The 26,242-nt window shown below is 54.0% G+C and carries 18 protein-coding genes, 1 tRNA gene and 3 rRNA genes; 12 read left to right on the top strand and 10 right to left on the bottom strand.

What is annotated here, in order from left to right; translation table 11 throughout:
• Window position 1: 1 nt before the first annotated feature.
• Complete coding sequence (gene rbsR / locus KB890_RS14070; protein ID WP_004187944.1) at window positions 2-994, top strand: ribose operon transcriptional repressor RbsR; 993 nt, start codon at window positions 2-4, stop codon at window positions 992-994.
• On the opposite strand, the gene mdtD is transcribed toward rbsR, so the two are convergent.
• Both mdtD and KB890_RS14060 read right to left on the bottom strand, forming a co-directional pair.
• The gene (gene mdtD, locus KB890_RS14065; RefSeq protein WP_002882539.1) at window positions 991-2,388 is read right to left on the bottom strand and encodes a multidrug transporter subunit MdtD; all 1,398 of its coding nucleotides are present in this window, start codon (window positions 2,386-2,388) and stop codon (window positions 991-993) included. The genes rbsR and mdtD overlap by 4 nt on opposite strands.
• 12 nt (window positions 2,389-2,400) lie before the next feature.
• Complete coding sequence (locus KB890_RS14060; RefSeq protein WP_002882540.1) at window positions 2,401-3,102, bottom strand: FadR/GntR family transcriptional regulator; 702 nt, start codon at window positions 3,100-3,102, stop codon at window positions 2,401-2,403.
• Between the two features lie 476 nt (window positions 3,103-3,578).
• Here KB890_RS14060 and KB890_RS14055 point away from each other — a divergent pair.
• The 4 genes from KB890_RS14055 (at window position 3,579) to rrf (ending at window position 8,575) form a co-directional block, all read left to right on the top strand.
• Window positions 3,579-5,118 (top strand): 16S ribosomal RNA (locus tag KB890_RS14055).
• Window positions 5,119-5,203: 85 nt separating this feature from the next.
• A tRNA-Glu gene (locus KB890_RS14050) sits at window positions 5,204-5,279 on the top strand.
• 182 nt (window positions 5,280-5,461) lie between these two features.
• Window positions 5,462-8,363 (top strand): 23S ribosomal RNA (locus KB890_RS14045).
• Window positions 8,364-8,459: 96 nt separating this feature from the next.
• Window positions 8,460-8,575: ribosomal RNA gene (gene rrf / locus KB890_RS14040) — 5S ribosomal RNA — on the top strand.
• Together the 16S, 23S and 5S rRNA genes with 1 tRNA gene alongside form the textbook arrangement of a ribosomal RNA operon.
• 212 nt (window positions 8,576-8,787) lie before the next feature.
• On the opposite strand, the gene mobB is transcribed toward rrf, so the two are convergent.
• Both mobB and mobA read right to left on the bottom strand, forming a co-directional pair.
• Window positions 8,788-9,294: a molybdopterin-guanine dinucleotide biosynthesis protein MobB gene (gene mobB / locus KB890_RS14035; RefSeq protein ID WP_002882596.1), complete on the bottom strand. Its 507-nt coding sequence runs from the start codon at window positions 9,292-9,294 to the stop codon at window positions 8,788-8,790.
• On the bottom strand, window positions 9,291-9,872 hold the full coding sequence (mobA, locus tag KB890_RS14030; protein WP_004181609.1) for a molybdenum cofactor guanylyltransferase MobA: 582 nt from the start codon (window positions 9,870-9,872) through the stop codon (window positions 9,291-9,293). The genes mobB and mobA overlap by 4 nt, the downstream gene beginning before the upstream one ends.
• Window positions 9,873-9,943: 71 nt before the next feature.
• Between mobA and KB890_RS14025 the strand changes: the two genes are divergently transcribed.
• The 3 genes from KB890_RS14025 to dsbA all read left to right on the top strand — a co-directional run bounded on the left by KB890_RS14025 (window position 9,944) and on the right by dsbA (window position 11,926).
• Window positions 9,944-10,213, top strand: coding sequence for a YihD family protein (locus KB890_RS14025; protein ID WP_002882612.1), 270 nt, complete (start codon window positions 9,944-9,946; stop codon window positions 10,211-10,213).
• Between the two features lie 75 nt (window positions 10,214-10,288).
• The gene (locus KB890_RS14020) at window positions 10,289-11,275 is read left to right on the top strand and encodes a serine/threonine protein kinase (protein ID WP_004181610.1); all 987 of its coding nucleotides are present in this window, start codon (window positions 10,289-10,291) and stop codon (window positions 11,273-11,275) included.
• 27 nt (window positions 11,276-11,302) lie between these two features.
• A complete protein-coding gene (dsbA, locus tag KB890_RS14015) occupies window positions 11,303-11,926 on the top strand; it encodes a thiol:disulfide interchange protein DsbA (RefSeq protein WP_004146224.1) in 624 nt (207 codons plus the stop codon).
• 48 nt (window positions 11,927-11,974) lie between these two features.
• Here dsbA and KB890_RS14010 read toward each other — a convergent pair whose 3' ends face one another.
• The gene (locus tag KB890_RS14010; RefSeq protein ID WP_002882728.1) at window positions 11,975-12,874 is read right to left on the bottom strand and encodes an acyltransferase; all 900 of its coding nucleotides are present in this window, start codon (window positions 12,872-12,874) and stop codon (window positions 11,975-11,977) included.
• A gap of 396 nt (window positions 12,875-13,270) precedes the next feature.
• On the opposite strand from KB890_RS14010, the gene polA reads away from it, so the two are divergent.
• On the top strand, window positions 13,271-16,063 hold the full coding sequence (gene polA, locus KB890_RS14005) for a DNA polymerase I (protein ID WP_004195596.1): 2,793 nt from the start codon (window positions 13,271-13,273) through the stop codon (window positions 16,061-16,063).
• Between the two features lie 347 nt (window positions 16,064-16,410).
• Here the strand turns inward: polA and yihA are convergent, their stop codons facing one another.
• Window positions 16,411-17,043, bottom strand: a complete 633-nt coding sequence (gene yihA / locus KB890_RS14000; protein WP_002882734.1) for a ribosome biogenesis GTP-binding protein YihA/YsxC — start codon at window positions 17,041-17,043, stop codon at window positions 16,411-16,413.
• A gap of 583 nt (window positions 17,044-17,626) precedes the next feature.
• On the opposite strand from yihA, the gene yihI reads away from it, so the two are divergent.
• Together yihI and hemN are read left to right on the top strand one after the other, a co-directional pair.
• A complete protein-coding gene (gene yihI, locus KB890_RS13995) occupies window positions 17,627-18,133 on the top strand; it encodes a Der GTPase-activating protein YihI (RefSeq protein WP_002882743.1) in 507 nt (168 codons plus the stop codon).
• Window positions 18,134-18,321: 188 nt separating this feature from the next.
• Window positions 18,322-19,695 carry an oxygen-independent coproporphyrinogen III oxidase gene (hemN, locus tag KB890_RS13990; protein ID WP_002882745.1) on the top strand — a complete coding sequence of 458 codons (1,374 nt, stop codon included), beginning with the start codon at window positions 18,322-18,324 and terminating at the stop codon, window positions 19,693-19,695.
• Window positions 19,696-19,730: 35 nt separating this feature from the next.
• On the opposite strand, the gene KB890_RS13985 is transcribed toward hemN, so the two are convergent.
• From KB890_RS13985 to glnA, 4 genes are all read right to left on the bottom strand, one after another.
• On the bottom strand, window positions 19,731-19,841 hold the full coding sequence (locus KB890_RS13985) for a YshB family small membrane protein (RefSeq protein ID WP_004152951.1): 111 nt from the start codon (window positions 19,839-19,841) through the stop codon (window positions 19,731-19,733).
• A gap of 110 nt (window positions 19,842-19,951) precedes the next feature.
• Window positions 19,952-21,361, bottom strand: coding sequence for a nitrogen regulation protein NR(I) (gene glnG / locus KB890_RS13980; protein WP_002882749.1), 1,410 nt, complete (start codon window positions 21,359-21,361; stop codon window positions 19,952-19,954).
• Between the two features lie 8 nt (window positions 21,362-21,369).
• Window positions 21,370-22,419, bottom strand: coding sequence for a nitrogen regulation protein NR(II) (gene glnL / locus KB890_RS13975; protein ID WP_004146229.1), 1,050 nt, complete (start codon window positions 22,417-22,419; stop codon window positions 21,370-21,372).
• A gap of 188 nt (window positions 22,420-22,607) precedes the next feature.
• Window positions 22,608-24,017: a glutamate--ammonia ligase gene (gene glnA / locus KB890_RS13970; protein ID WP_002882753.1), complete on the bottom strand. Its 1,410-nt coding sequence runs from the start codon at window positions 24,015-24,017 to the stop codon at window positions 22,608-22,610.
• A gap of 378 nt (window positions 24,018-24,395) precedes the next feature.
• Between glnA and typA the strand changes: the two genes are divergently transcribed.
• Complete coding sequence (gene typA / locus KB890_RS13965; protein WP_002882755.1) at window positions 24,396-26,219, top strand: ribosome-dependent GTPase TypA; 1,824 nt, start codon at window positions 24,396-24,398, stop codon at window positions 26,217-26,219.
• Window positions 26,220-26,242 lie beyond the last annotated feature (23 nt).

Genomic DNA, 26,242 nt, shown 5'->3' with positions numbered 1-26,242 from the left:
CTTGGCTACGATGAAAGATGTGGCCCGCATCGCGGGCGTTTCCACATCGACGGTGTCACACGTCATCAATAAGGACCGCTTTGTCAGCGAGGCGATTACCGCCAAAGTTGACGCTGCGATCAAAAGCCTCAACTACGCCCCCTCTGCGCTGGCGCGTAGCCTCAAGCTCAATCAAACCCGTACCATCGGCATGCTGATCACCGCCAGTACCAATCCGTTTTATTCGGAGCTGGTGCGGGGCGTGGAGCGTAGCTGCTTTGAGCGGGGTTATAGCCTCGTGCTCTGCAATACCGAAGGTGATGAGCAGCGAATGAATCGTAATCTGGAGACGCTAATGCAAAAACGCGTCGATGGATTACTCCTGCTGTGCACGGAGACCCATCAGCCCTCCCCGGAAATCATGCAGCGCTATCCGTCGGTACCGACGGTTATGATGGACTGGGCCCCCTTTGATGGCGATAGCGATCTGATTCAGGATAACTCGCTGCTCGGCGGCGATATGGCGACCCAGTATCTGATTGACCAGGGGCATTCACGCATTGCCTGTATTGCCGGCCCGCTGGATAAAACCCCGGCGCGCCTGCGTCTTGAAGGCTATCATGCCGCGATGGCGCGCTGCGGCCTGCCGGTTGCCGAAGGATACGTGGTGACCAGTGATTTTGAGTTTGGCGGCGGGTTTAGCGCGATGCAGCAGCTGCTGGCGTTGCCGCAGCGTCCGCAGGCGGTGTTTGTCGGTAACGATGCGATGGCGGTTGGCGCTTATCAGGCGTTATACCAGGCCGGGCTGCAGATTCCGCAGGATATGGCGCTGGTGGGCTACGATGATATTGAGCTGGCACGTTATATGACGCCGCCATTGACCACCATTCACCAGCCAAAGGATGAGCTGGGGGAACTGGCCATCGACGTACTGATCCATCGCATGGCCGATCCGCAGCAAAAACAGCAGCGCGTTCAGTTAACGCCGGAGCTGGTGGTTCGCGGTTCCGCTTAGCGTTTATGCCGCTCGCTAATCAGGTTGCGGCCATCCTTCGCTCTTAACAGCATAAACATCAGCGCCGATATAATGGTTATCACGCCCATGGTTATAAAGGTGTAGTGAAACTGCTGTACCGTGCTTGCATTATCAAAACCTTCATAGAAGCGTAGCACCGCAGCGCTGATGGCCACCCCGAGACTAATTGAAAGCTGCTGGGTGACGGCCAGCAGGCTGTTGCCGCTGCTGGCATTATCATCGGTCAGATCGGCCAGGGTAATGGTATTCATGGCGGTAAACTGCGTGGACATCGCCATCCCCAGCACGAACAGCGGCAGAAGAAGCATCCACAGCGGCATCTCTGGCGACTGCAGCGAGAACTGGGCGATCATAAGGCCAATAAACACGGTGATCCCCACCAGGGTCTTACGATAGCCAAACCAGCGCAGCACCTGGGTAACGGTGGATTTCGCAATAATCGAGCCGATAGCGGTGGGGGCGATCATACAGCCGGCGATAATGGCCGGATAGCCGAAACCAACCTGCAGCATCAGCGGCATCAGAAACGGTACGCAGCCGGTACCTAACCGCGTGGCGAGGTTGCCGGCAATGCCAACCGAGAACGTATGGGTCTTAAATAAAGAGAGCGAGATAAGCGGCGTCGGATGGCGACGCGCGTGACGCACATAGGCCACGAGCAGTAACAGACTGACGGCAATCACGGCCAGCGCCTGCCATGTCGCCACGATTTTTTCCCCAAACAGTTCAATACCGCTGGAAAATAACACCAGACTTAAGCCAAATAACAGAAAACCGCCTATATCGAAGCGTCGGCGCGGCGTTGTGAAATTTGGCATGTATTTACGGGCGTACAGAATGCCAATTACGCCGATCGGAATGTTTATCAGGAAAATCCAATGCCAGCTGGCCCAGGTAACAAATACCCCGCCGAGTACCGGGCCCAGAATCGGCCCCACCAATCCCGGCATGGTGACAAAGTTCAGGACCGGCAACAGTTCGCTGCGGGGGTAGGCACGCAGCAGGGCCAGCCTCGCCACCGGCATCATCATCGCCCCACCGATCCCCTGAATTACGCGAAAAATGACCAGTTCCGTTAAGGAACTGGAGAGGGCGCAGGCGAGGGAACCGAGGGTGAACAGGCTAACGGCGATGATAAAGACCCGGCGCGTGCCGAAGCGATCGGCCAGCCAGCCGCTGACCGGGATCAGCATCGCCACCGTCAGCGTATAGCTGATAATGGCCGACTGCATCGCTAAGGGAGAACGATTAAGACTGTGGGCGATAGCCGGGAGGGCGGTGTTAAGAATGGTGGCATCCAGCGCCTGCATAAAGAAGGCCATCGCCGCGATCCACGGCAGGCCAGCCATGCTGCGCCCTTTTTTTCCGCTCATGCCAAATCCTTGTTATTGATTTACGTGGTGTGGGGCGTTCAACAATGCCTGGCAGGCGAGCAACGCCCCCGGCGCATCACTGTTAAGAATGGCATCGACAATCGCCTGGTGGAGATCGAGCTTCACCACTTCATTTTGCGTAATCGACGTGAAGTAGGTGTGGTAGACCGAATGAAACAGCGAGGCGAAAGAGCTGAGGAAAGGATTACCGCTCATTTCATAGATATGTTCATGCCAGGCCATATCGACTTCTATCCAGCGTTCGCGCTGAAAATGGCGTTTCAGAGCAATCATCTCTTCCATTAATGTATTGAGCTGCGCTTTTTGCCCGGCGGTGCCGTTGGCGGCGGCGAGAAAGCAGGCCTGTGGCTCCAGGCTGCTGCGCATGACGAGAAAGTGGCTTACCACCTCTTCGAAGTTATCTTCTGTTAGCCACCAGGAGAGCAGTTCCTTATCAAGGAAATTCCAGCTGCTGCGCGGCATCACCCGGGTGCCAATGCGAGGGCGGGGCAGCAGCATGCCTTTTGCAGTAAGCGTCTTCACCGCTTCGCGGACGGCGGTACGGCTTACGCCGAACTGCTCCCCCAACTCCATTTCGCCGGGAAGAATGCTTTCCGGCTGATATTCGCCAGTCAGTATTTTTTGGGCGAGCTTTTCGGCCAGTACCCAGGAGATGTTCTTTTGTGCCGCCAGTTGCTGTGCGCTTAAAGACATAAATGCCGTTCCTTTCTTTCCTCTACTCTAACAGTATGCCACCAAGCGCCCCGTTTCGTCGGTTAAAACGGCAAAACGGCGGTTTTTTGCGACATTCCTCGCCGCGTTGTTGAAAAAAGAGACGGTTGAAAACTTTTTTTGCATTTCCCCTTGTCACCTCAGAATTACTCCCTATAATGCGCCTCCACTGACACGGAACAACGGCAAACAAGCCGCCGGGTCAGCGGGGTTCCGGTGAGGACCTCGCAGAGAAAAGCAAAAATAAATGCTTGACTCTGCAGCGGGAAAGCGTAATATGCACACCCCGCGCCGCAGCGAAAACGAAGCGGCACTGCTCTTTAACAATTTATCAGACAATCTGTGTGGGCACTCAAAGTGACATGGATTCTTAACGTCCTCGGACGAAAAATGAATACCAAGTCTCAAGAGTGAACACGTAATTCATTACGAAGTTTAATTCTTTGAGCATCAAACTTAAATTGAAGAGTTTGATCATGGCTCAGATTGAACGCTGGCGGCAGGCCTAACACATGCAAGTCGAGCGGTAGCACAGAGAGCTTGCTCTCGGGTGACGAGCGGCGGACGGGTGAGTAATGTCTGGGAAACTGCCTGATGGAGGGGGATAACTACTGGAAACGGTAGCTAATACCGCATAATGTCGCAAGACCAAAGTGGGGGACCTTCGGGCCTCATGCCATCAGATGTGCCCAGATGGGATTAGCTAGTAGGTGGGGTAACGGCTCACCTAGGCGACGATCCCTAGCTGGTCTGAGAGGATGACCAGCCACACTGGAACTGAGACACGGTCCAGACTCCTACGGGAGGCAGCAGTGGGGAATATTGCACAATGGGCGCAAGCCTGATGCAGCCATGCCGCGTGTGTGAAGAAGGCCTTCGGGTTGTAAAGCACTTTCAGCGGGGAGGAAGGCGGTGAGGTTAATAACCTCATCGATTGACGTTACCCGCAGAAGAAGCACCGGCTAACTCCGTGCCAGCAGCCGCGGTAATACGGAGGGTGCAAGCGTTAATCGGAATTACTGGGCGTAAAGCGCACGCAGGCGGTCTGTCAAGTCGGATGTGAAATCCCCGGGCTCAACCTGGGAACTGCATTCGAAACTGGCAGGCTAGAGTCTTGTAGAGGGGGGTAGAATTCCAGGTGTAGCGGTGAAATGCGTAGAGATCTGGAGGAATACCGGTGGCGAAGGCGGCCCCCTGGACAAAGACTGACGCTCAGGTGCGAAAGCGTGGGGAGCAAACAGGATTAGATACCCTGGTAGTCCACGCCGTAAACGATGTCGATTTGGAGGTTGTGCCCTTGAGGCGTGGCTTCCGGAGCTAACGCGTTAAATCGACCGCCTGGGGAGTACGGCCGCAAGGTTAAAACTCAAATGAATTGACGGGGGCCCGCACAAGCGGTGGAGCATGTGGTTTAATTCGATGCAACGCGAAGAACCTTACCTGGTCTTGACATCCACAGAACTTTCCAGAGATGGATTGGTGCCTTCGGGAACTGTGAGACAGGTGCTGCATGGCTGTCGTCAGCTCGTGTTGTGAAATGTTGGGTTAAGTCCCGCAACGAGCGCAACCCTTATCCTTTGTTGCCAGCGGTTCGGCCGGGAACTCAAAGGAGACTGCCAGTGATAAACTGGAGGAAGGTGGGGATGACGTCAAGTCATCATGGCCCTTACGACCAGGGCTACACACGTGCTACAATGGCATATACAAAGAGAAGCGACCTCGCGAGAGCAAGCGGACCTCATAAAGTATGTCGTAGTCCGGATTGGAGTCTGCAACTCGACTCCATGAAGTCGGAATCGCTAGTAATCGTAGATCAGAATGCTACGGTGAATACGTTCCCGGGCCTTGTACACACCGCCCGTCACACCATGGGAGTGGGTTGCAAAAGAAGTAGGTAGCTTAACCTTCGGGAGGGCGCTTACCACTTTGTGATTCATGACTGGGGTGAAGTCGTAACAAGGTAACCGTAGGGGAACCTGCGGTTGGATCACCTCCTTACCTTAAAGAACCTGCCTTTGTAGTGCTCACACAGATTGTCTGATGAACGTAAAGAAGCAAGGCGTCTTGCGATTGAGACTTCAGTGTCCCCTTCGTCTAGAGGCCCAGGACACCGCCCTTTCACGGCGGTAACAGGGGTTCGAATCCCCTAGGGGACGCCACTTGCTGGTTCGTGAGTGAAAGACGCGTGCCGATGTATCTCAAAACTCATCTTCGGGTGACGTTTGAGATATTTGCTCTTTAAAAATCTGGATCAAGCTGAAAATTGAAACGACACACAGTCAATGTGTGTTCGAGTCTCTCAAATTTTCGCAATCAGAAGTGAAACATCTTCGGGTTGTGAGGTTAAGCGACTAAGCGTACACGGTGGATGCCCTGGCAGTCAGAGGCGATGAAGGACGTGCTAATCTGCGAAAAGCGTCGGTAAGGTGATATGAACCGTTATAACCGGCGATGTCCGAATGGGGAAACCCAGTGCAATTCGTTGCACTATCGTTAACTGAATACATAGGTTAACGAGGCGAACCGGGGGAACTGAAACATCTAAGTACCCCGAGGAAAAGAAATCAACCGAGATTCCCCCAGTAGCGGCGAGCGAACGGGGAGCAGCCCAGAGTCTGAATCAGCTTGTGTGTTAGTGGAACGGTCTGGAAAGTCCGACGGTACAGGGTGATAGTCCCGTACACCAAAATGCACAGGTTGTGAACTCGAAGAGTAGGGCGGGACACGTGGTATCCTGTCTGAATATGGGGGGACCATCCTCCAAGGCTAAATACTCCTGACTGACCGATAGTGAACCAGTACCGTGAGGGAAAGGCGAAAAGAACCCCGGCGAGGGGAGTGAAAAAGAACCTGAAACCGTGTACGTACAAGCAGTGGGAGCACCTTCGGGTGTGACTGCGTACCTTTTGTATAATGGGTCAGCGACTTATATTCTGTAGCAAGGTTAACCGTATAGGGGAGCCGCAGGGAAACCGAGTCTTAACTGGGCGTTAAGTTGCAGGGTATAGACCCGAAACCCGGTGATCTAGCCATGGGCAGGTTGAAGGTTGGGTAACACTAACTGGAGGACCGAACCGACTAATGTTGAAAAATTAGCGGATGACTTGTGGCTGGGGGTGAAAGGCCAATCAAACCGGGAGATAGCTGGTTCTCCCCGAAAGCTATTTAGGTAGCGCCTCGTGAATTCATCTTCGGGGGTAGAGCACTGTTTCGGCTAGGGGGTCATCCCGACTTACCAACCCGATGCAAACTACGAATACCGAAGAATGTTATCACGGGAGACACACGGCGGGTGCTAACGTCCGTCGTGAAGAGGGAAACAACCCAGACCGCCAGCTAAGGTCCCAAAGTCATGGTTAAGTGGGAAACGATGTGGGAAGGCACAGACAGCCAGGATGTTGGCTTAGAAGCAGCCATCATTTAAAGAAAGCGTAATAGCTCACTGGTCGAGTCGGCCTGCGCGGAAGATGTAACGGGGCTAAACCATGCACCGAAGCTGCGGCAGCGACACTATGTGTTGTTGGGTAGGGGAGCGTTCTGTAAGCCTGCGAAGGTGTGCTGTGAGGCATGCTGGAGGTATCAGAAGTGCGAATGCTGACATAAGTAACGATAAAGCGGGTGAAAAGCCCGCTCGCCGGAAGACCAAGGGTTCCTGTCCAACGTTAATCGGGGCAGGGTGAGTCGACCCCTAAGGCGAGGCCGAAAGGCGTAGTCGATGGGAAACAGGTTAATATTCCTGTACTTGGTGTTACTGCGAAGGGGGGACGGAGAAGGCTATGTTAGCCGGGCGACGGTTGTCCCGGTTTAAGCATGTAGGCTGATTATCCAGGCAAATCCGGATAATCAAGGCTGAGGTGTGATGACGAGGCACTACGGTGCTGAAGTAACAAATGCCCTGCTTCCAGGAAAAGCCTCTAAGCATCAGGTAACATCAAATCGTACCCCAAACCGACACAGGTGGTCAGGTAGAGAATACCAAGGCGCTTGAGAGAACTCGGGTGAAGGAACTAGGCAAAATGGTGCCGTAACTTCGGGAGAAGGCACGCTGGTGTGTAGGTGAAGCCCCTGCGGGTGGAGCTGAGACCAGTCGAAGATACCAGCTGGCTGCAACTGTTTATTAAAAACACAGCACTGTGCAAACACGAAAGTGGACGTATACGGTGTGACGCCTGCCCGGTGCCGGAAGGTTAATTGATGGGGTTATCCGTAAGGAGAAGCTCTTGATCGAAGCCCCGGTAAACGGCGGCCGTAACTATAACGGTCCTAAGGTAGCGAAATTCCTTGTCGGGTAAGTTCCGACCTGCACGAATGGCGTAATGATGGCCAGGCTGTCTCCACCCGAGACTCAGTGAAATTGAACTCGCTGTGAAGATGCAGTGTACCCGCGGCAAGACGGAAAGACCCCGTGAACCTTTACTATAGCTTGACACTGAACATTGAGCCTTGATGTGTAGGATAGGTGGGAGGCTTTGAAGCGTGGACGCCAGTCTGCGTGGAGCCAACCTTGAAATACCACCCTTTAATGTTTGATGTTCTAACGTTGGCCCCTGACCGGGGTTGCGGACAGTGTCTGGTGGGTAGTTTGACTGGGGCGGTCTCCTCCCAAAGCGTAACGGAGGAGCACGAAGGTTAGCTAATCCTGGTCGGACATCAGGAGGTTAGTGCAATGGCATAAGCTAGCTTGACTGCGAGCGTGACGGCGCGAGCAGGTGCGAAAGCAGGTCATAGTGATCCGGTGGTTCTGAATGGAAGGGCCATCGCTCAACGGATAAAAGGTACTCCGGGGATAACAGGCTGATACCGCCCAAGAGTTCATATCGACGGCGGTGTTTGGCACCTCGATGTCGGCTCATCACATCCTGGGGCTGAAGTAGGTCCCAAGGGTATGGCTGTTCGCCATTTAAAGTGGTACGCGAGCTGGGTTTAGAACGTCGTGAGACAGTTCGGTCCCTATCTGCCGTGGGCGCTGGAGAATTGAGGGGGGCTGCTCCTAGTACGAGAGGACCGGAGTGGACGCATCACTGGTGTTCGGGTTGTCATGCCAATGGCACTGCCCGGTAGCTAAATGCGGAAGAGATAAGTGCTGAAAGCATCTAAGCACGAAACTTGCCCCGAGATGAGTTCTCCCTGAGACTTTAAGTCTCCTGAAGGAACGTTGAAGACGACGACGTTGATAGGCCGGGTGTGTAAGCGCAGCGATGCGTTGAGCTAACCGGTACTAATGAACCGTGAGGCTTAACCTTACAACGCCGAAGATGTTTTGGCGGATTGAGAAGATTTTCAGCTCTGATACAGATTAATCGATACGTTGGTGAGACGTGTTGATAAAACAGAATTTGCCTGGCGGCACTAGCGCGGTGGTCCCACCTGACCCCATGCCGAACTCAGAAGTGAAACGCCGTAGCGCCGATGGTAGTGTGGGGTCTCCCCATGTGAGAGTAGGGAACTGCCAGGCATCAAATAAAGCAGAAAGCCCGGTCAAAAGACCGGGCTTTTTGTTTTTGCGTTTAAAAAGAACCCCGCCCCGAAAGGTGCGGGGTTTTTTGCTGTGTGGGGTATATCTCCCCCGGTGGCGCTGCGCTTACCGGGGCTACAAAACCGTACCCCGGACAAAGTGCGCAGCACCGCCTCCGGGAAAATCCCTCCTATATCACCGTCGATAAATGACTATTGCCTCTCTAACCAACTCACAATAAATGTCGCGATCTGTGGTACATCATTTAAATCCAGCAGCGGAAGTGAGGTCGCGATCGATACATCGCTGGCCACGGCGATGGTATGCTCATCAATTACCAGCTCTTCTACACGATGGCCGCTGTTTTGCCGAAAAAGCAGGATCTTCGGCACGGGTTCATGTTTGAACCCCTCCACTAAAACCAGGTCCAGTTTGCTGGCATCCATTCGACTGACCAGCCACGTGAGATCTAATTCCGGCTTCTCTGGCGTCTCGGTCATCAATGCCCACCGCTGTTCGCTGGCGACAATAGTTTGCGCAGCGCCCGCCTTACGCAGTTCATAGCTATCTTTGCCCGGCTTATCCACGTCCATATCATGATGGGTGTGCTTTATCAGTCCCGGGCGTAATCCTAGAGCGCAAAGCTCAGGGATAAGACGCTTTAATAATGTTGTTTTTCCGGTACCGCTCCATGCGGCGATCGCCAGTAATGGGATCATGATGGCTCCTGCATCTGCTGCAAATTTTCGAGCGTATTTACATTAATGAAAGCAGTTTTCACATCGCTGAAATTCACCGGGCGCCCACCCATTTGTCGCATAAAAACCATCACCCTGCGCTCTCCATGTGCCAGATAAGCTTCCAGTTCCGGAATGATTTGACGATGAACTAATGCAACGGCAGGATGATCCCGTTCGCCGTCATGGGCCCAAACGACCGGTGCGTCCCCTCTCTGCTGGATAAAGCGCTCCACCAAAAAGGACGGAATGAACGGCGTGTCGCAGGGGCAAAAAACAAACCATGGGCTCGCGACCTGCTGCATCACAGCAAGCATTCCGGCCAGCGGCCCCTGATAACCCTCCTGTATGTCTCGAAAGACCGGATATCCGCTGGCACGCCACTGTTCAAGATGACGATTGGCGCTAATGACTAACTCATCTACCTGCGGGGCTAATGCTTCCGCGACGTGTCGCCAGAGAGGGCGACCATTTAGCGCCTGTAATCCTTTATCAATGCCGCCCATCCGCGTGGCCCTGCCGCCCGCCAGCACGACGCCGGTTATCGCCTCGCTTTGCATATGAATATCGCCTCTTTCATTGTGGGATTGACCCTGTTAACTTGTCCCTATCAAGAGTAAGGAGCATGACCATGAAATGTAAACGTCTGAATGAAGTAATTGAACTCCTCCAGCCAGCCTGGCAAAAAGAGCCTGAACTGAACCTGATGCAATTTTTGCAGAAGCTGGCGAAAGAGGCCGGCTATGATGGCGAACTGAGCGATCTTTCCGACGATATTCTGATCTATCACCTGAAGATGCGCGACTCTTCCAAAGATGCTGTCATCCCGGGTATTCAGAAGGATTATGAAGAGGACTTTAAAACCGCGCTGCTGCGCGCCCGCGGGGTAATAAAAGAGTAAAAGGTTGTAAGCGCTACCGCGTAAAGTGCAATGAGATGATATCCTGAACTATTCGTACGATTATCGGATGTCAGGATGCACGATAAGGCTTTTACTTTTCAGACGCTTCGCCCGGATACCATTATCGATGGGTTATTCGATCTGGGTATGCGGGTGGACTCCGGTCTCACCCCGCTAAACAGCTATGAGAACCGCGTTTATCAGTTCCAGGACGAAGAGCGCCATCGCTATGTGGTAAAGTTCTATCGTCCTGAGCGCTGGTCCGCAGAACAGATCCTTGAAGAACACCAGTTTGCGCTTCAGCTTGTAGAAGATGAAGTGCCCGTTGCTGCGCCGCTCTTATTTAATGACAGCACGCTTCATCAGCATCAGGGATTCTACTTTGCCGTATTCCCAAGCCTTGGCGGTCGTCAGTTCGAAGCGGATAACCTTGATCAGATGGAATGGGTTGGCCGCTATCTGGGGCGCCTGCACCAGACGGGCTGCAAACAGCGCTTTACTGCCCGCCCGGAAATTGGCGTGCAGGAGTACCTGCTGGAACCGCGTCAGGTGTTTGAGCAGGCGACGCTGATCCCCTCTGGCCTGAAGGCCGATTTCCTGAAGGCGACCGATAAACTCATTGCTGCCGTCATGGAGCAATGGCACGGCCGCGGGAACAAGTTGCGCCTGCACGGTGACTGCCATGCCGGTAATATCCTCTGGCGCGACGGACCACTGTTTGTCGACTTAGACGATGCGCGCACCGGCCCGGCGATTCAGGATCTGTGGATGCTGCTCAACGGCGATAAGGCTGAACAGCGTATGCAGCTGGAGACTATTGTCGAGGCCTATGAGGAATTCAGCCCCTTTAACAGCGATGAAATCGCGCTGATTGAACCTTTACGCGCTATGCGACTGGTTTATTATCTGGCGTGGTTGCTCAGACGCTGGGACGATCCCGCTTTCCCGGTCAATTTCCCCTGGTTAACCGGGGAGGATTACTGGCGGGGGCAGACGTCGACTTTTCTTGAGCAGGTGAAGGTTCTACAGGAACCCCCGCTTCAGTTAACGCCAATGTATTAATGTGATATATCCAGGAGAGAGTAAATCATGAAAAAAGTTTGGCTGGCGCTGGCTGGTATGATTCTGGCTTTTAGTGCATCCGCTGCCCAGATCACCGACGGCAAGCAGTACATCACCCTTGATAAGCCGATAGCTGGCGAGCCGCAGGTGCTCGAGTTCTTTTCGTTCTACTGCCCGCACTGCTACCAGTTTGAAGAAGTGCTGCATGTCTCTGACAATGTGCGCCAGAAATTGCCGGAAGGCACTAAAATGACCAAATACCACGTTGAGTTCCTGGGTCCGCTGGGCAAGGATCTGACGCAGGCATGGGCGGTGGCCATCGCGCTGGGCGTTGAAGACAAAATTACTGCGCCGATGTTCGAAGCCGTGCAGAAAAACCAGACTGTGCAGAGTGTGGCTGACATTCGTAAAGTGTTTGTCGACGCTGGCGTGAAAGGGGAAGACTACGATGCCGCATGGAATAGCTTCGTGGTGAAATCTCTGGTCGCTCAGCAAGAGAAAGCGGCAGCCGATCTGCAGCTGCAGGGCGTACCGGCTATGTATGTTAATGGTAAATACCAGCTGAATCCGCAGGGGATGGACACCAGCAATATGGATGTCTTCGTCGCTCAGTATGCGGATACCGTGAAGCAACTGGTAGAGAAGAAATAAAAAAAACGCCGGTCACTGACCGGCGTTACTTTATCTGTTTTGCAATAGCTACCGTTCTTTGTCCCTCATGATGTCAGTCAACTGACGGTCTTTCTCTTCCCATAGGCCATTCAGCCAGCGCTGGAAGCCGCGCTTAAAGTTCTTATCGTTAACGTAATCGCCGTGCAGCTCTTCGCCAATAGGGACCAGATTGATACGGACCACGATGCGCGTCAGGCGGCCGCTTAACATATCGTAAAATGGTCTTGTATGATTATCCGGGTAGCACAGCGTGACGTTCAGCAGTTTATCGAACTGCGAACCGAGTACGTTGAGCGCCATGGCGATACCAGCGGCTTTCGGCGGTAACAGGTTATGGTAAGGAGAGCGCGTTTCGCGCTTTTTTTCTTCGGTAAAACGCGAGCCTTCCACAAAATTGACGATAGTCGTCGGATGCGCGCGAAATTTTTCACACGAACGGCGGGTGGTTTCGACATCTTTACCGCGGCGCTCCGGGTGACGAATAAGATAGCTGCGCGAGTAGCGGCGCATAAAAGGCATATCCAGCGCCCAGCAGGCGAGGCCAATGAAGGGTACCCACGCCAGCTGTTGTTTAAGGAAGTACTTATTCATCGGAATATGCTTGCGGAACAGCACGCACAGCACCACGATGTCTGCCCAGCTGTGGTGGTTGCTGATCAGCAGATACCAGTTCTTTTTGTTCAGGCCTTCCAGACCCTGGACGTCCCATTTTAGCCAGGGATTGAGATGCAACAGCAGCGCCAGCCCTTCGCACCAGCAGTACATCATAAAATTGCAAAAAACGGATATAGAGCGCCATACCGCTGGAATGGGGACCAGCAGTTTAATCAGCCCGGCGACGATGATCGGTACAGAGCAGATAATGGTGACTAAGATGGTTAAGGCGATACTCAGCGGAAGTGTTATCGCAGCGAGTAATCTCGACATAGTTAGTTTATTCAGAAAGTTAGGCTGACAAAGAGCGCCTTTAAGCTGCGCAAGAGGCTGATTTTATCAGAAAACGCGGCAAATGACGGGTCTTACCAGAACAGAAAAAAACAAGGATCTTCTATCCACATGGAAGATTAGGTCATCAAATTAATGCCAGGATCGTTGATCTGTTTTTAAGTGGTTGATAAATAGTAAATAATACTATTTATTCATTTATTTTCAGGGGCGGATAAGCTGACGTTGTAAAACTATACACAAAGTTATCCACAAGCTAAGTTGTCGCGCGATCGCGACGATCGTTGAATCTTTTCCGCGAATTGCGGGAAAAATTCAGGATTTCATGCCCGTCTGTGGCATCCTTTATCCATAATCTGATAAACAGGCACGGAAATTATGGTTCAGATCCCAGAAAACCCTCTCATCCTCGTTGACGGCTCCTCCTATCTTTATCGGGCGTATCATGCGTTTCCGCCGCTGACTAACAGCGCAGGGGAGCCCACCGGGGCTATGTACGGCGTACTGAATATGCTGCGCAGTTTGATACTGCAGTATCAACCGACTCATGCCGTCGTGGTCTTTGATGCGAAAGGGAAAACCTTCCGTGATGAATTGTTCGAGCATTACAAATCTCACCGCCCGCCGATGCCGGACGATCTGCGCGCGCAGATTGAGCCGTTGCATAAGATGGTGAAAGCGATGGGGCTGCCGCTGATGGCAGTCCCGGGCGTCGAAGCTGACGATGTGATTGGCACCCTGGCGCGGGAAGCGGAAAGGGCAGGTCGCCCAGTCCTGATCAGCACCGGCGATAAAGACATGGCCCAGCTGGTGACGCCGGGCATCACCCTGATCAATACCATGACCAACACTATCCTCGGACCGGATGAGGTGGTTACTAAGTACGGCGTCCCGCCGGAGCTGATTATTGATTTCCTGGCGCTGATGGGCGACTCCTCGGATAACATTCCCGGCGTGCCGGGCGTGGGCGAAAAGACCGCCCAGGCGCTGCTGCAAGGCCTCGGCGGCCTTGATACGCTGTATGCGGAACCGGAGAAGATCGCTGAACTGAGCTTCCGCGGCGCGAAAACGATGGCGGCGAAGCTCGAGCAGAACAAGGACGTGGCTTATCTCTCTTATCAGCTGGCGACCATCAAAACCGACGTCGAGCTGGAGCTCACCTGCGAAGAGCTGGAGGTGCAGCCGCCGGCGGCAGACGATCTGCTGGCGCTGTTCAGACAGTATGAATTTAAGCGCTGGACCACCGACGTTGAGGCCGGAAAATGGCTGCAGGCTAAGGGGGGCAAACCGGCTGCGAAACCTGCAGCGCCTGCAGCAGCGGCAGAAGCGGAAGAAGAGGTTGAAGACGCTACTGCACTTTCAGCAGAGCATTATGTCACTATCCTTGATGAGGCTACGCTGCTCACCTGGATCGATAAGCTGAAGCAGGCGCCGCTCTTTGCCTTTGATACGGAAACCGACAGCCTGGATAACATCTCCGCCAACATGGTTGGTCTTTCATTCGCTATTGAGCCGGGCGTGGCCGCCTATGTCCCGGTAGCGCATGATTACCTTGATGCGCCGGATCAGATCCCGCGCGAGCGCGTGCTGACGCTGCTTAAACCGCTGCTGGAGGATGAGAAGGTGCTCAAGGTCGGGCAAAATCTCAAATACGATCGCGGCATTTTGGCTAATTACGACATTGAGCTGCGCGGGATTGCGTTCGATACCATGCTCGAGTCTTACATTCTCGACAGCGTGGCGGGCCGCCACGATATGGACAGTCTTTCCGACCGCTGGCTGAAACATAAAACCATTACCTTCGAAGAGATCGCTGGTAAAGGTAAGAATCAGCTCACCTTTAACCAGATTGCGCTGGAAGAGGCTGGTCGCTACGCGGCGGAAGATGCCGACGTTACGCTCCAGCTGCATCTGAAGATGTGGCCGAAGCTACAGCAGCATGAAGGCCCGCTGAATATCTTCCAGCACATTGAAATGCCGCTGGTGCCGGTGCTGTCTCGCGTTGAGCGCAACGGCGTTAAAATCGACCCCGCCGTGCTGCATGCGCACTCGCAGGAAATTGCCCAGCGCCTGGTTGAGCTGGAGCAGCGGGCACATGAGATCGCCGGGGAAGCGTTTAATCTCTCCTCCACCAAACAGCTGCAAACGATCCTGTTTGAAAAACAGGGTATCAAGCCGCTGAAGAAGACGCCGGGCGGTGCGCCGTCCACCTCTGAAGAGGTGCTGGAAGAGCTGGCGCTCGATTATCCGTTGCCGAAAGTGATTCTGGAGTATCGTGGGCTGGCGAAGCTGAAGTCGACCTATACCGATAAGCTGCCGCTGATGATTAACCCCAAAACGGGCCGCGTGCATACCTCCTATCATCAGGCGGTCACCGCCACCGGCCGTTTGTCGTCTACCGATCCAAACCTGCAAAACATTCCGGTGCGTAACGAAGAAGGGCGCCGTATTCGCCAGGCGTTTATCGCGCCGGAAGATTACGTCATTGTCTCGGCGGACTACTCGCAAATCGAGCTGCGCATTATGGCGCACCTGTCGCGGGATAAAGGCCTGCTGACCGCCTTCGCGGAAGGGAAGGATATTCACCGGGCGACGGCGGCTGAAGTATTTGGCTTACCGCTGGACAGCGTCAGCAGCGAACAGCGGCGTAGTGCGAAAGCCATCAACTTCGGTCTGATCTACGGCATGAGCGCCTTTGGCCTGGCCCGCCAGCTGAACATCCCGCGTAAAGAAGCGCAGAAGTACATGGATCTTTATTTCGAGCGTTATCCGGGCGTCCTGGAGTATATGGAGCGCACCCGCGCACAGGCGAAGGAGCAAGGGTATGTTGAAACGCTGGATGGCCGTCGACTCTATTTGCCGGATATCAAGTCCAGCAATGGCGCTCGTCGTGCCGGCGCGGAGCGTGCGGCGATTAACGCCCCGATGCAGGGAACGGCTGCGGATATTATCAAGCGGGCGATGATTGCCGTTGATGAATGGCTGCGGAGCGAGAAACCTCGCGTGCGGATGATCATGCAGGTTCACGATGAACTGGTCTTTGAAGTGCATAAGGATGAGCTCGATGCCGTATCGAAAAAGATCCACGAACTGATGGAGAACAGCACTACGCTGGCGGTACCGTTGCTGGTGGAAGTGGGCAGCGGCGAAAACTGGGATCAAGCGCACTAAGTATACAAAGCGCAACGCGATTTTCTGTAAGTAAGCAACATAACTTATAGAGTTTTGTGAGGATCATTTGAATTTGCTATGTAAATAGTGAAAAAAAACTACAAAAAATGCTTTATCCGTGAGCGAAAGAAGAGTAAAGTTATTCGCGTAGGGTACAGAGGTAAGATGTTCTATCTTTCAGACCTTTTACTTCACGTAATCGGATTTGGCTGAATATTTTAGCCGCCCCGGTCATTTATGACCGGGGCGTTTTTTATTGCGCGAAAGAAAAGTTTTAGGCTGTGAAAACAACGTAGTATGAACGTCCGGATAGGGCGCTACGCGCCGTTATCCGGAAAAAGCGGGGGTTACTCGGCGTCTTCGACGGCTTCTTGCGGCGGGATTTCGTTAAACCAGCTATCCAGCTTCTGTCGCAGCTTATCGACGCCAGATTTTTTCAGCGAAGAGAAGGGTTCAACCTGGACATCGCCATTGAAGGCCAGTACCGCTTCACGCACCATATTCACTTGCGCTTTACGCGCGCCGCTGGCGAGCTTATCGGCTTTGGTGAGCAGTACCAGCACCTGAATATCGCTCTCTACCGCCCATTCGATCATCTGCTGATCGAGATCTTTAAGCGGATGACGTATGTCCATCAGCACCACGAGACCCTTCAGGCACAGACGTTTTTCCAGGTATTCCCCCAGCGCGCGCTGCCACTTGATCTTCATCTCTTCGGGTACTTGCGCATAACCATAGCCGGGCAGGTCGACAAGGCGCTTGCCCTCAGCGACTTCGAACAGGTTAATCAGCTGCGTACGCCCCGGGGTTTTGGAGGTACGCGCCAGATTCTTCTGATTAGTCAGCGTATTCAGCGCGCTGGATTTTCCCGCGTTGGAGCGGCCGGCGAACGCCACTTCAATACCGGTATCGGCAGGAAGATGGCGGATATCTGGCGCGCTAGTGACAAAGTGCGTCAGTTGATAATTCCAGTTGGTCAAGACGGTCGTCTCCGTTAAAACAGGCTATGGCAGGGATTATACCTGAACAGCAGAAAAAGGCTGTTTTTACCGCACGCCGTTCCTGTAAGTAAAAACCATATGGTTTGTGAGACATTGACTATTCTTTGTATAGGACATACCTGAGGAAAATAAGACAAAACATATTTAAAGTGTTGAAAATTAATTAATTATAGAAATAGAGAATTCTGAAAATAGATTTTTAACTGCCAGACTGGTTGTCGATTTTTGTCAACAAGGTAAAGTAATACACAACGGCGGGGATGCTGAAAGGATTAGGACTCAGGACGAGGAGTCAGGAAGCGCCAGGAGGCGAAGACCACAGGATAGTCAGGATGACGCGCGTCTTGGAGACGTTTTACAGGGAAAAGGAAGAAACAGGGACCGTTGGACGCTAAGGGAAAGACAGGGTGAGTCGTTAGCGAACAGGGAAAGAAGAGCCCGTTAAGGGTGGTCAGTGAGGAAAAAGGCGACAGAGTAATCTGTCGCCTTTTTTCTTTGCTTGCTTTCTGCTAGATTCCGCCTCAATTCTATACTGAATACTACTGTCTGAAGATTACACATCATGAAAAAACCGACATCCGCCACCCGTGGCAAATCCGGCCGCAAGTCGCGTGAAGAGTTAAATCAGGAAGCTCGCGATCGCAAACGGCAGAAGAAACATCGTGGCCACGCGGCAGGCAGTCGCGCGAACGGCGGCGATGCGGCTTCAGCGGGTAAAAAACAGCGTCAGGCGCAAGATCCGCGCGTGGGTAGCAAAAAACCGATCCCGCTGGGCGTGAGCGAAAGCAGCGCTCCAGCCCCCAAGCAGCATAAACCAAAGAGCGAGAAACCTATGCTTTCACCGCAGGCTGAGCTGGAGTTGCTGGAGAATGATGAGCGCCTGGACGCGCTGCTGGAACGTCTGGAAGAGGGCGGCACCCTGAATGCTGAAGAGCAGAGCTGGGTGGACGCCAAACTGGATCGCATTGATGAGCTGATGCAGCAGCTCGGCCTCTCTTACGATGATGAAGATGAAGAAGAGGAAGAGCGTCAGGAAGATATGATGCGTCTGCTGAAGGGTGGAAACTAACATTTGCATCCCATCGGATTCCCGGTACTCCTTATAACCCTTCTGGTTATATGTTATCTGCTGTGGTTATTCGTTAAACTACGACGGTTGTCGCGGCGTCAGAAATGGCTGCGCAACCGGCTCATGACCCGCGGTGCGGTGGGGCCGGGACGGCGTACCCGTCGGCGGCACCATCGGAAGGAGTGAGCATGTCTGAGCAGATAATCGACTGGGATCTGGCCCTGATCCAGAAATATAACTATTCCGGGCCGCGCTATACCTCGTATCCCACCGCGCTGGAGTTTTCACCGCAATTTGGCGCGGCGGAATTCGATGCCGCTGTGGCCCGTTACCCACAGCGTCCCCTGTCGCTGTACGTGCATATCCCGTTTTGCCATAAGCTGTGTTATTTCTGCGGCTGCAATAAGATAGTCACCCGCCAGCAGCATAAGGCCGATCAATATCTCGATGTCCTTGAACAGGAGATCATCCACCGCGCGCCGCTGTTTGCCACTCGCCAGGTGAAGCAACTGCACTGGGGGGGCGGCACGCCAACTTATCTCAATAAGGCGCAAATCAGTCGCCTGATGGATCTGTTGCGCAGCCATTTCCATTTCAGCGCGGAAGCCGAGATCTCCATAGAGGTCGATCCGCGTGAGATCGAACTGGATGTCCTCGATCATTTACGCGCTGAGGGTTTCAACCGCCTGAGTATGGGCGTACAGGACTTCAATAAAGAGGTTCAGCGTCTGGTTAACCGTGAGCAGGACGAAGCGTTCATCTTTGATTTGCTCAACCATGCGCGGGAGATTGGTTTTACCTCGACCAATATCGACCTCATTTATGGCCTGCCGAAGCAAACGCCGGAGAGCTTCGCCTTTACCCTGCAAAAGGTCGCCGAGCTCAATCCTGACCGCCTGAGCGTGTTTAACTATGCGCATCTGCCCACGCTCTTTGCCGCTCAGCGGAAGATTAAAGATGCCGATCTGCCCTCCGCTGAGCAGAAGCTGGAGATCCTGCAGGAAACCATCGGCTCGCTGACGACGGCAGGCTATCAGTTTATCGGCATGGACCATTTCGCCCGTCCCGATGATGAATTAGCGGTCGCGCAACGTCACGGCGTACTGCATCGTAATTTCCAGGGCTACACCACTCAGGGCGATACCGATCTGCTGGGGATGGGCGTTTCGGCGATCAGCATGATTGGCGACAGCTACGCCCAGAACCAAAAAGAGCTCAAGCAGTACTACCAGCAGGTAGCAGAGCAAGGGAACGCCCTGTGGCGCGGGATCGCGTTAACTCGCGATGACTGTCTGCGTCGCGACGTGATTAAAGCGTTGATCTGTAACTTCCAGCTGGATATCGCGGCGGTCGAGGCGCAGTGGGACGTGGATTTTGCGTCTTATTTCGCCGAGGATCTGAAGCTGCTGGCGCCGCTGGCGCATGACGGGCTGGTGGCTGTGGATGATAAGGTCATTCAGGTGACGGCGAAAGGCCGCCTGCTGATCCGCAACATCTGTATGTGCTTTGATGCCTACCTACGGCAAAAGGCCCGGATGCAGCAGTTCTCACGGGTTATTTAATATTTTCCCCCTCTCCCGCAGGAGAGGGGGAACAATTAGCTGAACAGCCCGACCAGCGCAGCGCACAGCACGGCAGCGACTGCCGTTTGTGGCGTGTGACTCGCAGCGGCGCCGCTCGATATCATACTCACCAGTGATTCAAACATGATGCTCTCCCCTAATGCCGGGCACGATCATACTCAACTCATCGGAACAGTAAAGTACAAAATAGCAGCACTTTGCGCCGATCGGCTATTTTTCATCATGCTGTTGAACCCTACTCCATACCCAACTCTTTTAGCTTACGCGTCAGGGTATTACGTCCCCATCCCAGCAGGCGCGCAGCCTCCTGCTTGTGCCCCTGAGTATGGCGCAGGGCGGTCGTTAGCAGCGTGCGCTCCATTTCGGGTTGCGCTTCTGAGAGCAGGTTTTGATGACCGGATCGCAACGCCCGATCGGCCCACTGACCCAGCAGCGTAGCCCAGCTGTCAGGCTGCATCTGCGTTGGGCTATCAGGAATCGTGGTCTCAAACAGTTCGCTCGGCAGATCCTGCGTCAGCACCTCCTGGCCGGCGGCCATGACGGTGAGCCAGCGACAGGTGTTTTCCAGCTGACGGACGTTGCCTGGCCACGCCAGGCGGGTCAGCGCTGTCTCCGTTTCCGGATGCAGCTGTTTGGCTTCAACGCCGAGCTCGCGGGCGGCTATCTGCAGAAAATGGCGGGCCAGGCGTGGAATATCTTCCCGGCGCTCGCGCAGCGGCGGTAAATGCACCCGGATGACGTTCAGACGGTGGAACAAATCTTCACGAAATTTCCCCTCCTGCACGCGCTGTTCCAGGTTCTGGTGGGTAGCGGCGATGATCCGCACATCGACCTTCACCGGCGCGTAACCGCCCACGCGATAAAACTGACCATCCGCCAGCACGCGCAGCAGACGAGTCTGGACATCAAGCGGCATATCGCCAATTTCATCCAGGAACAGCGTACCGCCGTCAGCCTGTTCAAAGCGACCCTGACGGACGGTATTTGCGCCGGTAAAGGCTCCTTTTTCATGGCCGAACAGCTCGGACTCAATCAGGTCCTTGGGGATCGCCGCCATATTCAGCGCGATAAACGGCGCTTTTGAGCGTGGACTATGGCGATGCAGGGCATGTGCGACAAGCTCTTTACCGGTACCGGATTCGCCATTGATCAGCACGCTGATGGATGAGCGCGACAGGCGGCCAATAATGCGAAAGACATCCTGCATAGCTGGCGCTTCGCCGATGATGTCGGCAGTTGGGCTACTTATCGGCGCATTTCGCGGCTGCTGCTGCTCTTGATAGTGGCTTATCGCCCGGTCGACGAGGGCGACGGCTTCATCGATATCAAAAGGTTTAGGCAAATAATCAAACGCGCCCTGCTGATAAGCGCTGACCGCGGCGTCCAGATCGGAATGCGCGGTCATTATGATGACCGGAAGCATTGGATGGCGCTGCTTAATCTGTTTGAGCAGCGCCAGACCATCCATTCCGGGCATACGGATATCTGACAGCAGTACATCCGGGGTTTTGGTGGTGAGGGCATCTAGCACCTCATTGCCGCTTTCGAACGTTGTGCAGCTCAAGCCGGCTCCGGTGAGCGCGCGTTCAAGCACCCAGCGGATGGAGCTATCGTCATCAACGATCCAGGCTATCCCTCGTTGCATAAACACCTCTACTTCCGAATAGGCAGGTATACCGAAAATTCGGTATGACCCGGCCAGCTGGTGAATTCAATTTTGCCGGAGTGCTGATCGATAAGGCTACGGGCGATAGATAAGCCCAGGCCGGTACCGCCTTCGCGGCCGCTGACCATCGGATAGAACAGCGTATCCTGGAGATGGGGCGGAATACCCGGGCCATTATCTTCAACGTCGATGCGGGCGGCGAGGCGATAACGCACCCCGTGCAGCGTCAGCTGGAAAGCGGTGCGGGTGCGAAGAATAATTTCGCCCCCTTCCGGCCCCAGCGCCTGCAGCGCATTACGGACGATGTTCAGCAACACCTGTTCAATTTGATCCGGGTCGTGGGGTAGCTCTGGTAGGCTGGGGTCGTAATCGCGGATCAACTTCACGTTGTCCGGCAACTCCATGGAAACCAGTTTAACTACCCGTTCGGCGACTTTGTGGATGCTTTCGGTAACGTGCATGCCCGGATGCTGTGGTCCGAGCAGGCGGTCGACCAGATTTCTTAGCCGGTCGGCCTGCTCAATGATCACTTTGGTATATTCCGTTAGCGCCGGGTCGGGCAGCGCTTTGCTGAGCAGCTGGGCCGCGCCGCGCAGGCCGCCTAACGGGTTTTTTATCTCATGCGCCAGGCCGCGGACGAGGTCGCGAGCGGCGACCTGCTGCGCATGCTGCAGCTGCTCCTGGCTCAGGCGGCGCTGATTATCCATCGGCGCCATTTCCAGCAGAATAAAGCCTTCCGGCAGCCGCTGGGCGGTCAACGACAGGATGTGCGAACGGCCATCGATAACCAGCGTCACTTCGTTATCGGTAAATCCCTGGCCCGCCTGCAGGCTCTCCTGCATCAGCCCGATATTCAACGAAAAATAGCTCAACAGCTCAGGTAATGGGGTGCCAAACAGTTTGCGCGAGCTCTGCGCCAGCAGCTGCTGCGCCGCAGGGTTGGCAAAGTGCACCGCCAGGTCATCATCGACCAGTAAAATACTGTTGATAAGGGAGTTAAGGATCTGCCCAGCATCGGGCAGTGTGCCTGTTGCCATTCGACAGTCTCCTGAAAATGAGTGCACCAATTTAGTGCAGTATAGCTTTTTATCGGTAAAAAGCTCGCGAGATCAGCGTGTTGGTGGAGAAAAAAGCCCATCCTGAGATGGGCTGAAAGTTTCCACGGCAACAAAATATCCCGGGCATCTCGCGCCACAACACGACATACCCTGGATTTACAGCAAAATTAGACGCTGTAGTACAGTTCGAACTCAACCGGATGCGGAGTCATGCGTACGCGGTCGTTCTCTTCCATACGCAGGGCGATGTAGGCATCGATAGCGTCATTGGTGAACACGCCGCCAGCGGTCAGGAACTCGCGGTCAGCATCCAGGGCCTGCAGGGCTTCTTCCAGAGAACCGGCAACCTGCGGGATCTCTTTCGCTTCTTCCGGCGGCAGGTCATACAGGTTTTTATCCATTGCTTCGCCCGGATGGATTTTGTTCTTGATACCATCAAGGCCAGCCATCAGCAGCGCCGCAAAGCACAGGTACGGGTTGGCAGCCGGGTCCGGGAAGCGCACTTCGATACGACGCGCTTTCGGAGAGGTCACCACCGGAATACGGATAGAGGCAGAGCGGTTACGGGCAGAGTAAGCCAGCATAACCGGCGCTTCGTAACCCGGGACCAGACGCTTGTAGGAGTTGGTGGTCGGGTTCGCCAGGGCGTTGATGGCTTTAGCGTGTTTGATTACGCCGCCGATGTAGAACAGCGCCTGCTCAGACAGACCGGCGTATTTGTCGCCGGAGAACAGGTTGGTACCGTTTTTCGCCAGAGACATATGGCAGTGCATGCCGGAGCCGTTGTCGCCGAACATCGGTTTCGGCATAAAGGTCGCGGTTTTACCAAAGCGGTGAGCGACGTTGTGAACAACGTATTTGTAAATCTGAATTTCATCCGCTTTTTTGGTCATGGTATTGAAGCGGGTTGCCACTTCGTTCTGACCTGCGGTTGCTACTTCATGGTGATGGGCTTCAACAACCAGACCCATCTCTTCCATGATCATACACATGGTGGAACGGATGTCCTGAGAAGAGTCTACTGGCGGAACCGGGAAGTAACCCCCTTTCACGCCCGGACGGTGACCTTTGTTACCGCCTTCGTATTTGGTGGAGGAGTTCCACGCACCTTCAATGTCATCGATCGCGACATGGGAGCCGGAGATAGAGGCGCCAAAACGGATGTCGTCGAACAGGAAGAATTCTGGTTCTGGCCCGAACAGGACGGTATCAGCGATGCCGGTGGCGCGCAGGTACTCTTCAGCGCGTTTCGCGATGGAGCGCGGGTCACGGTCATAGCCCTGCAGGGTGCCTGGCTCGAGGATATCGCAGCGGATGATCAGGGTCGGTTCTTCGTAGAACGGGTCAATGACCGCGGTGGACGCGTCCGGCATCAGGACCATGTCAGATTCGTTGATACCTTTCCAGCCACCAATCGAGGAGCCATCAAACATTTTGCCTTCTTCGAAGAATTCGGCATTTACCTGATGAGACGGAATCGTGACGTGCTGTTCTTTACCTTTGGTATCGGTGAAGCGCAGATCGACAAACTTCACTTCGTGCTCGTTCAGCATCGTCAAAACGTGTTCAGCGGACATACTTAAACTCTCCCGGATTGGTCATTGTCGTCGTGGTAACGAAAACTTCATACTGCTTAAAAGTGGCGTTGTTGCCTTAAAAAATATAAAGCGAAATCTGTGCCAACTTTTAAATGCCCTATAAAACGCTGTATCATGCGCACCATAGTGCAAAAGGACTGCACCATGATGGAGATAATGCACCAAAATAGTGCTTCAGTGTGAACATTGAGCACCATTTTGGTGCAATTTTTGTTACGGTGCCCTTTTATCGCTCCGTGAAAGCGGTCACAAAGAAACTCTGCAATACTTGTTTGCGGAGGATGTTTGTGATCCTGTTCAGTCCTTCGCTTAATACGTGTACAATAACGCGCTATTTCTAATGCCTGAGGCAAAGTTGTGATCGAAAATCTGCGTAATATCGCCATCATCGCGCACGTTGACCATGGTAAAACTACCCTGGTTGACAAGCTGCTACAGCAATCCGGTACGTTCGACGCACGTACTGAAGCACAAGAACGTGTGATGGACTCCAACGATTTGGAGAAAGAGCGTGGGATTACCATCCTCGCGAAAAACACCGCAATCAAATGGAATGATTACCGTATCAACATCGTTGATACCCCAGGGCACGCCGACTTCGGAGGTGAAGTTGAGCGTGTTATGTCCATGGTTGACTCTGTGCTGCTGGTGGTAGATGCCTTTGATGGCCCGATGCCGCAAACGCGCTTCGTGACCAAAAAAGCTTTTGCCCACGGTCTGAAGCCGATCGTGGTCATCAACAAAGTTGACCGCCCGGGCGCGCGTCCGGACTGGGTTGTCGATCAGGTGTTCGACTTGTTCGTTAACCTCGATGCGACCGACGAACAGCTGGACTTCCCGATCGTTTACGCGTCCGCGCTGAACGGTATCGCGGGTCTGGATCACGAAGACATGGCTGACGACATGACCCCGCTGTACCAGGCGATTGTCGATCGCGTGCCGGCGCCGGACGTTGATCTTGACGGTCCGCTGCAGATGCAGATCTCCCAGCTGGACTACAACAACTACGTTGGTGTTATCGGCATCGGCCGCATCAAGCGCGGTAAAGTGAAGCCGAACCAGCAGGTCACTATCATCGATAGCGAAGGCAAAACCCGTAACGGTAAAGTCGGTAAAGTGCTGACTCACCTGGGTCTGGAGCGAATTGAGAGCGACGTAGCTGAAGCTGGCGACATCATCGCGATCACCGGTCTGGGCGAGCTGAACATCTCCGACACCATCTGCGACCCGCAGAATGTCGAAGCGCTGCCGGCCCTGTCCGTTGATGAGCCGACCGTTTCCATGTTCTTCAACGTCAACACCTCTCCGTTCTGCGGTAAAGAAGGTAAGTTCGTTACCTCTCGCCAGATCCTGGACCGTCTGAATAAAGAGCTGGTGCACAACGTGGCGCTGCGCGTTGAAGAAACCGAAGACGCTGATGCGTTCCGCGTGTCCGGCCGTGGTGAACTGCACCTGTCCGTTCTGATTGAAAACATGCGTCGTGAAGGTTTCGAGATGGCGGTTTCCCGTCCGAAAGTTATCTTCCGCGAAATCGACGGCCGTAAACAAGAGCCGTTCGAGAACGTGACGCTGGACGTCGAAGAGCAGCACCAGGGTTCTGTCATGCAGGCGCTGGGCGAGCGTAAAGGCGACCTGAAAAACATGAATCCGGACGGTAAAGGCCGCGTACGTCTTGACTACGTGATCCCAAGCCGCGGTCTGATCGGCTTCCGTTCAGAGTTCATGACCATGACCTCCGGTACCGGTCTGCTGTACTCCACCTTCAGCCACTACGACGACGTTCGTCCGGGCGAAGTGGGCCAGCGTAACAACGGCGTACTGATCTCCAACGGTCAGGGTAAAGCGGTAGCGTTCGCGCTGTTCGGTCTGCAGGATCGCGGTAAGCTGTTCCTCGGCCACGGCGCTGAAGTTTACGAAGGCCAGATCATCGGTATTCACAGCCGTTCCAACGACCTGACGGTAAACTGCCTGACCGGTAAGAAACTGACCAACATGCGTGCGTCTGGTACTGACGAAGCCACGGTTCTGGTTCCGCCGGTTAAGATGACCCTGGAGCAGGCTCTGGAGTTCATCGATGACGACGAACTGGTAGAAGTTACTCCGACCTCTATCCGTATCCGTAAACGTCACCTGACCGAGAACGACCGTAAACGCGCGATGCGCGGTGCAAAAGAAGAGTAATTTTTTCTTCTTGTTGTTCGCTA

Source organism: Klebsiella sp. P1954 (assembly GCF_018199955.1).
In the GTDB taxonomy this organism is placed as follows: Bacteria; Pseudomonadota; Gammaproteobacteria; order Enterobacterales; family Enterobacteriaceae; genus Klebsiella; species Klebsiella pneumoniae.
Note: the sequence above shows the minus strand (reverse complement) of the source record. Positions and strands in the feature narration are given on the sequence as shown.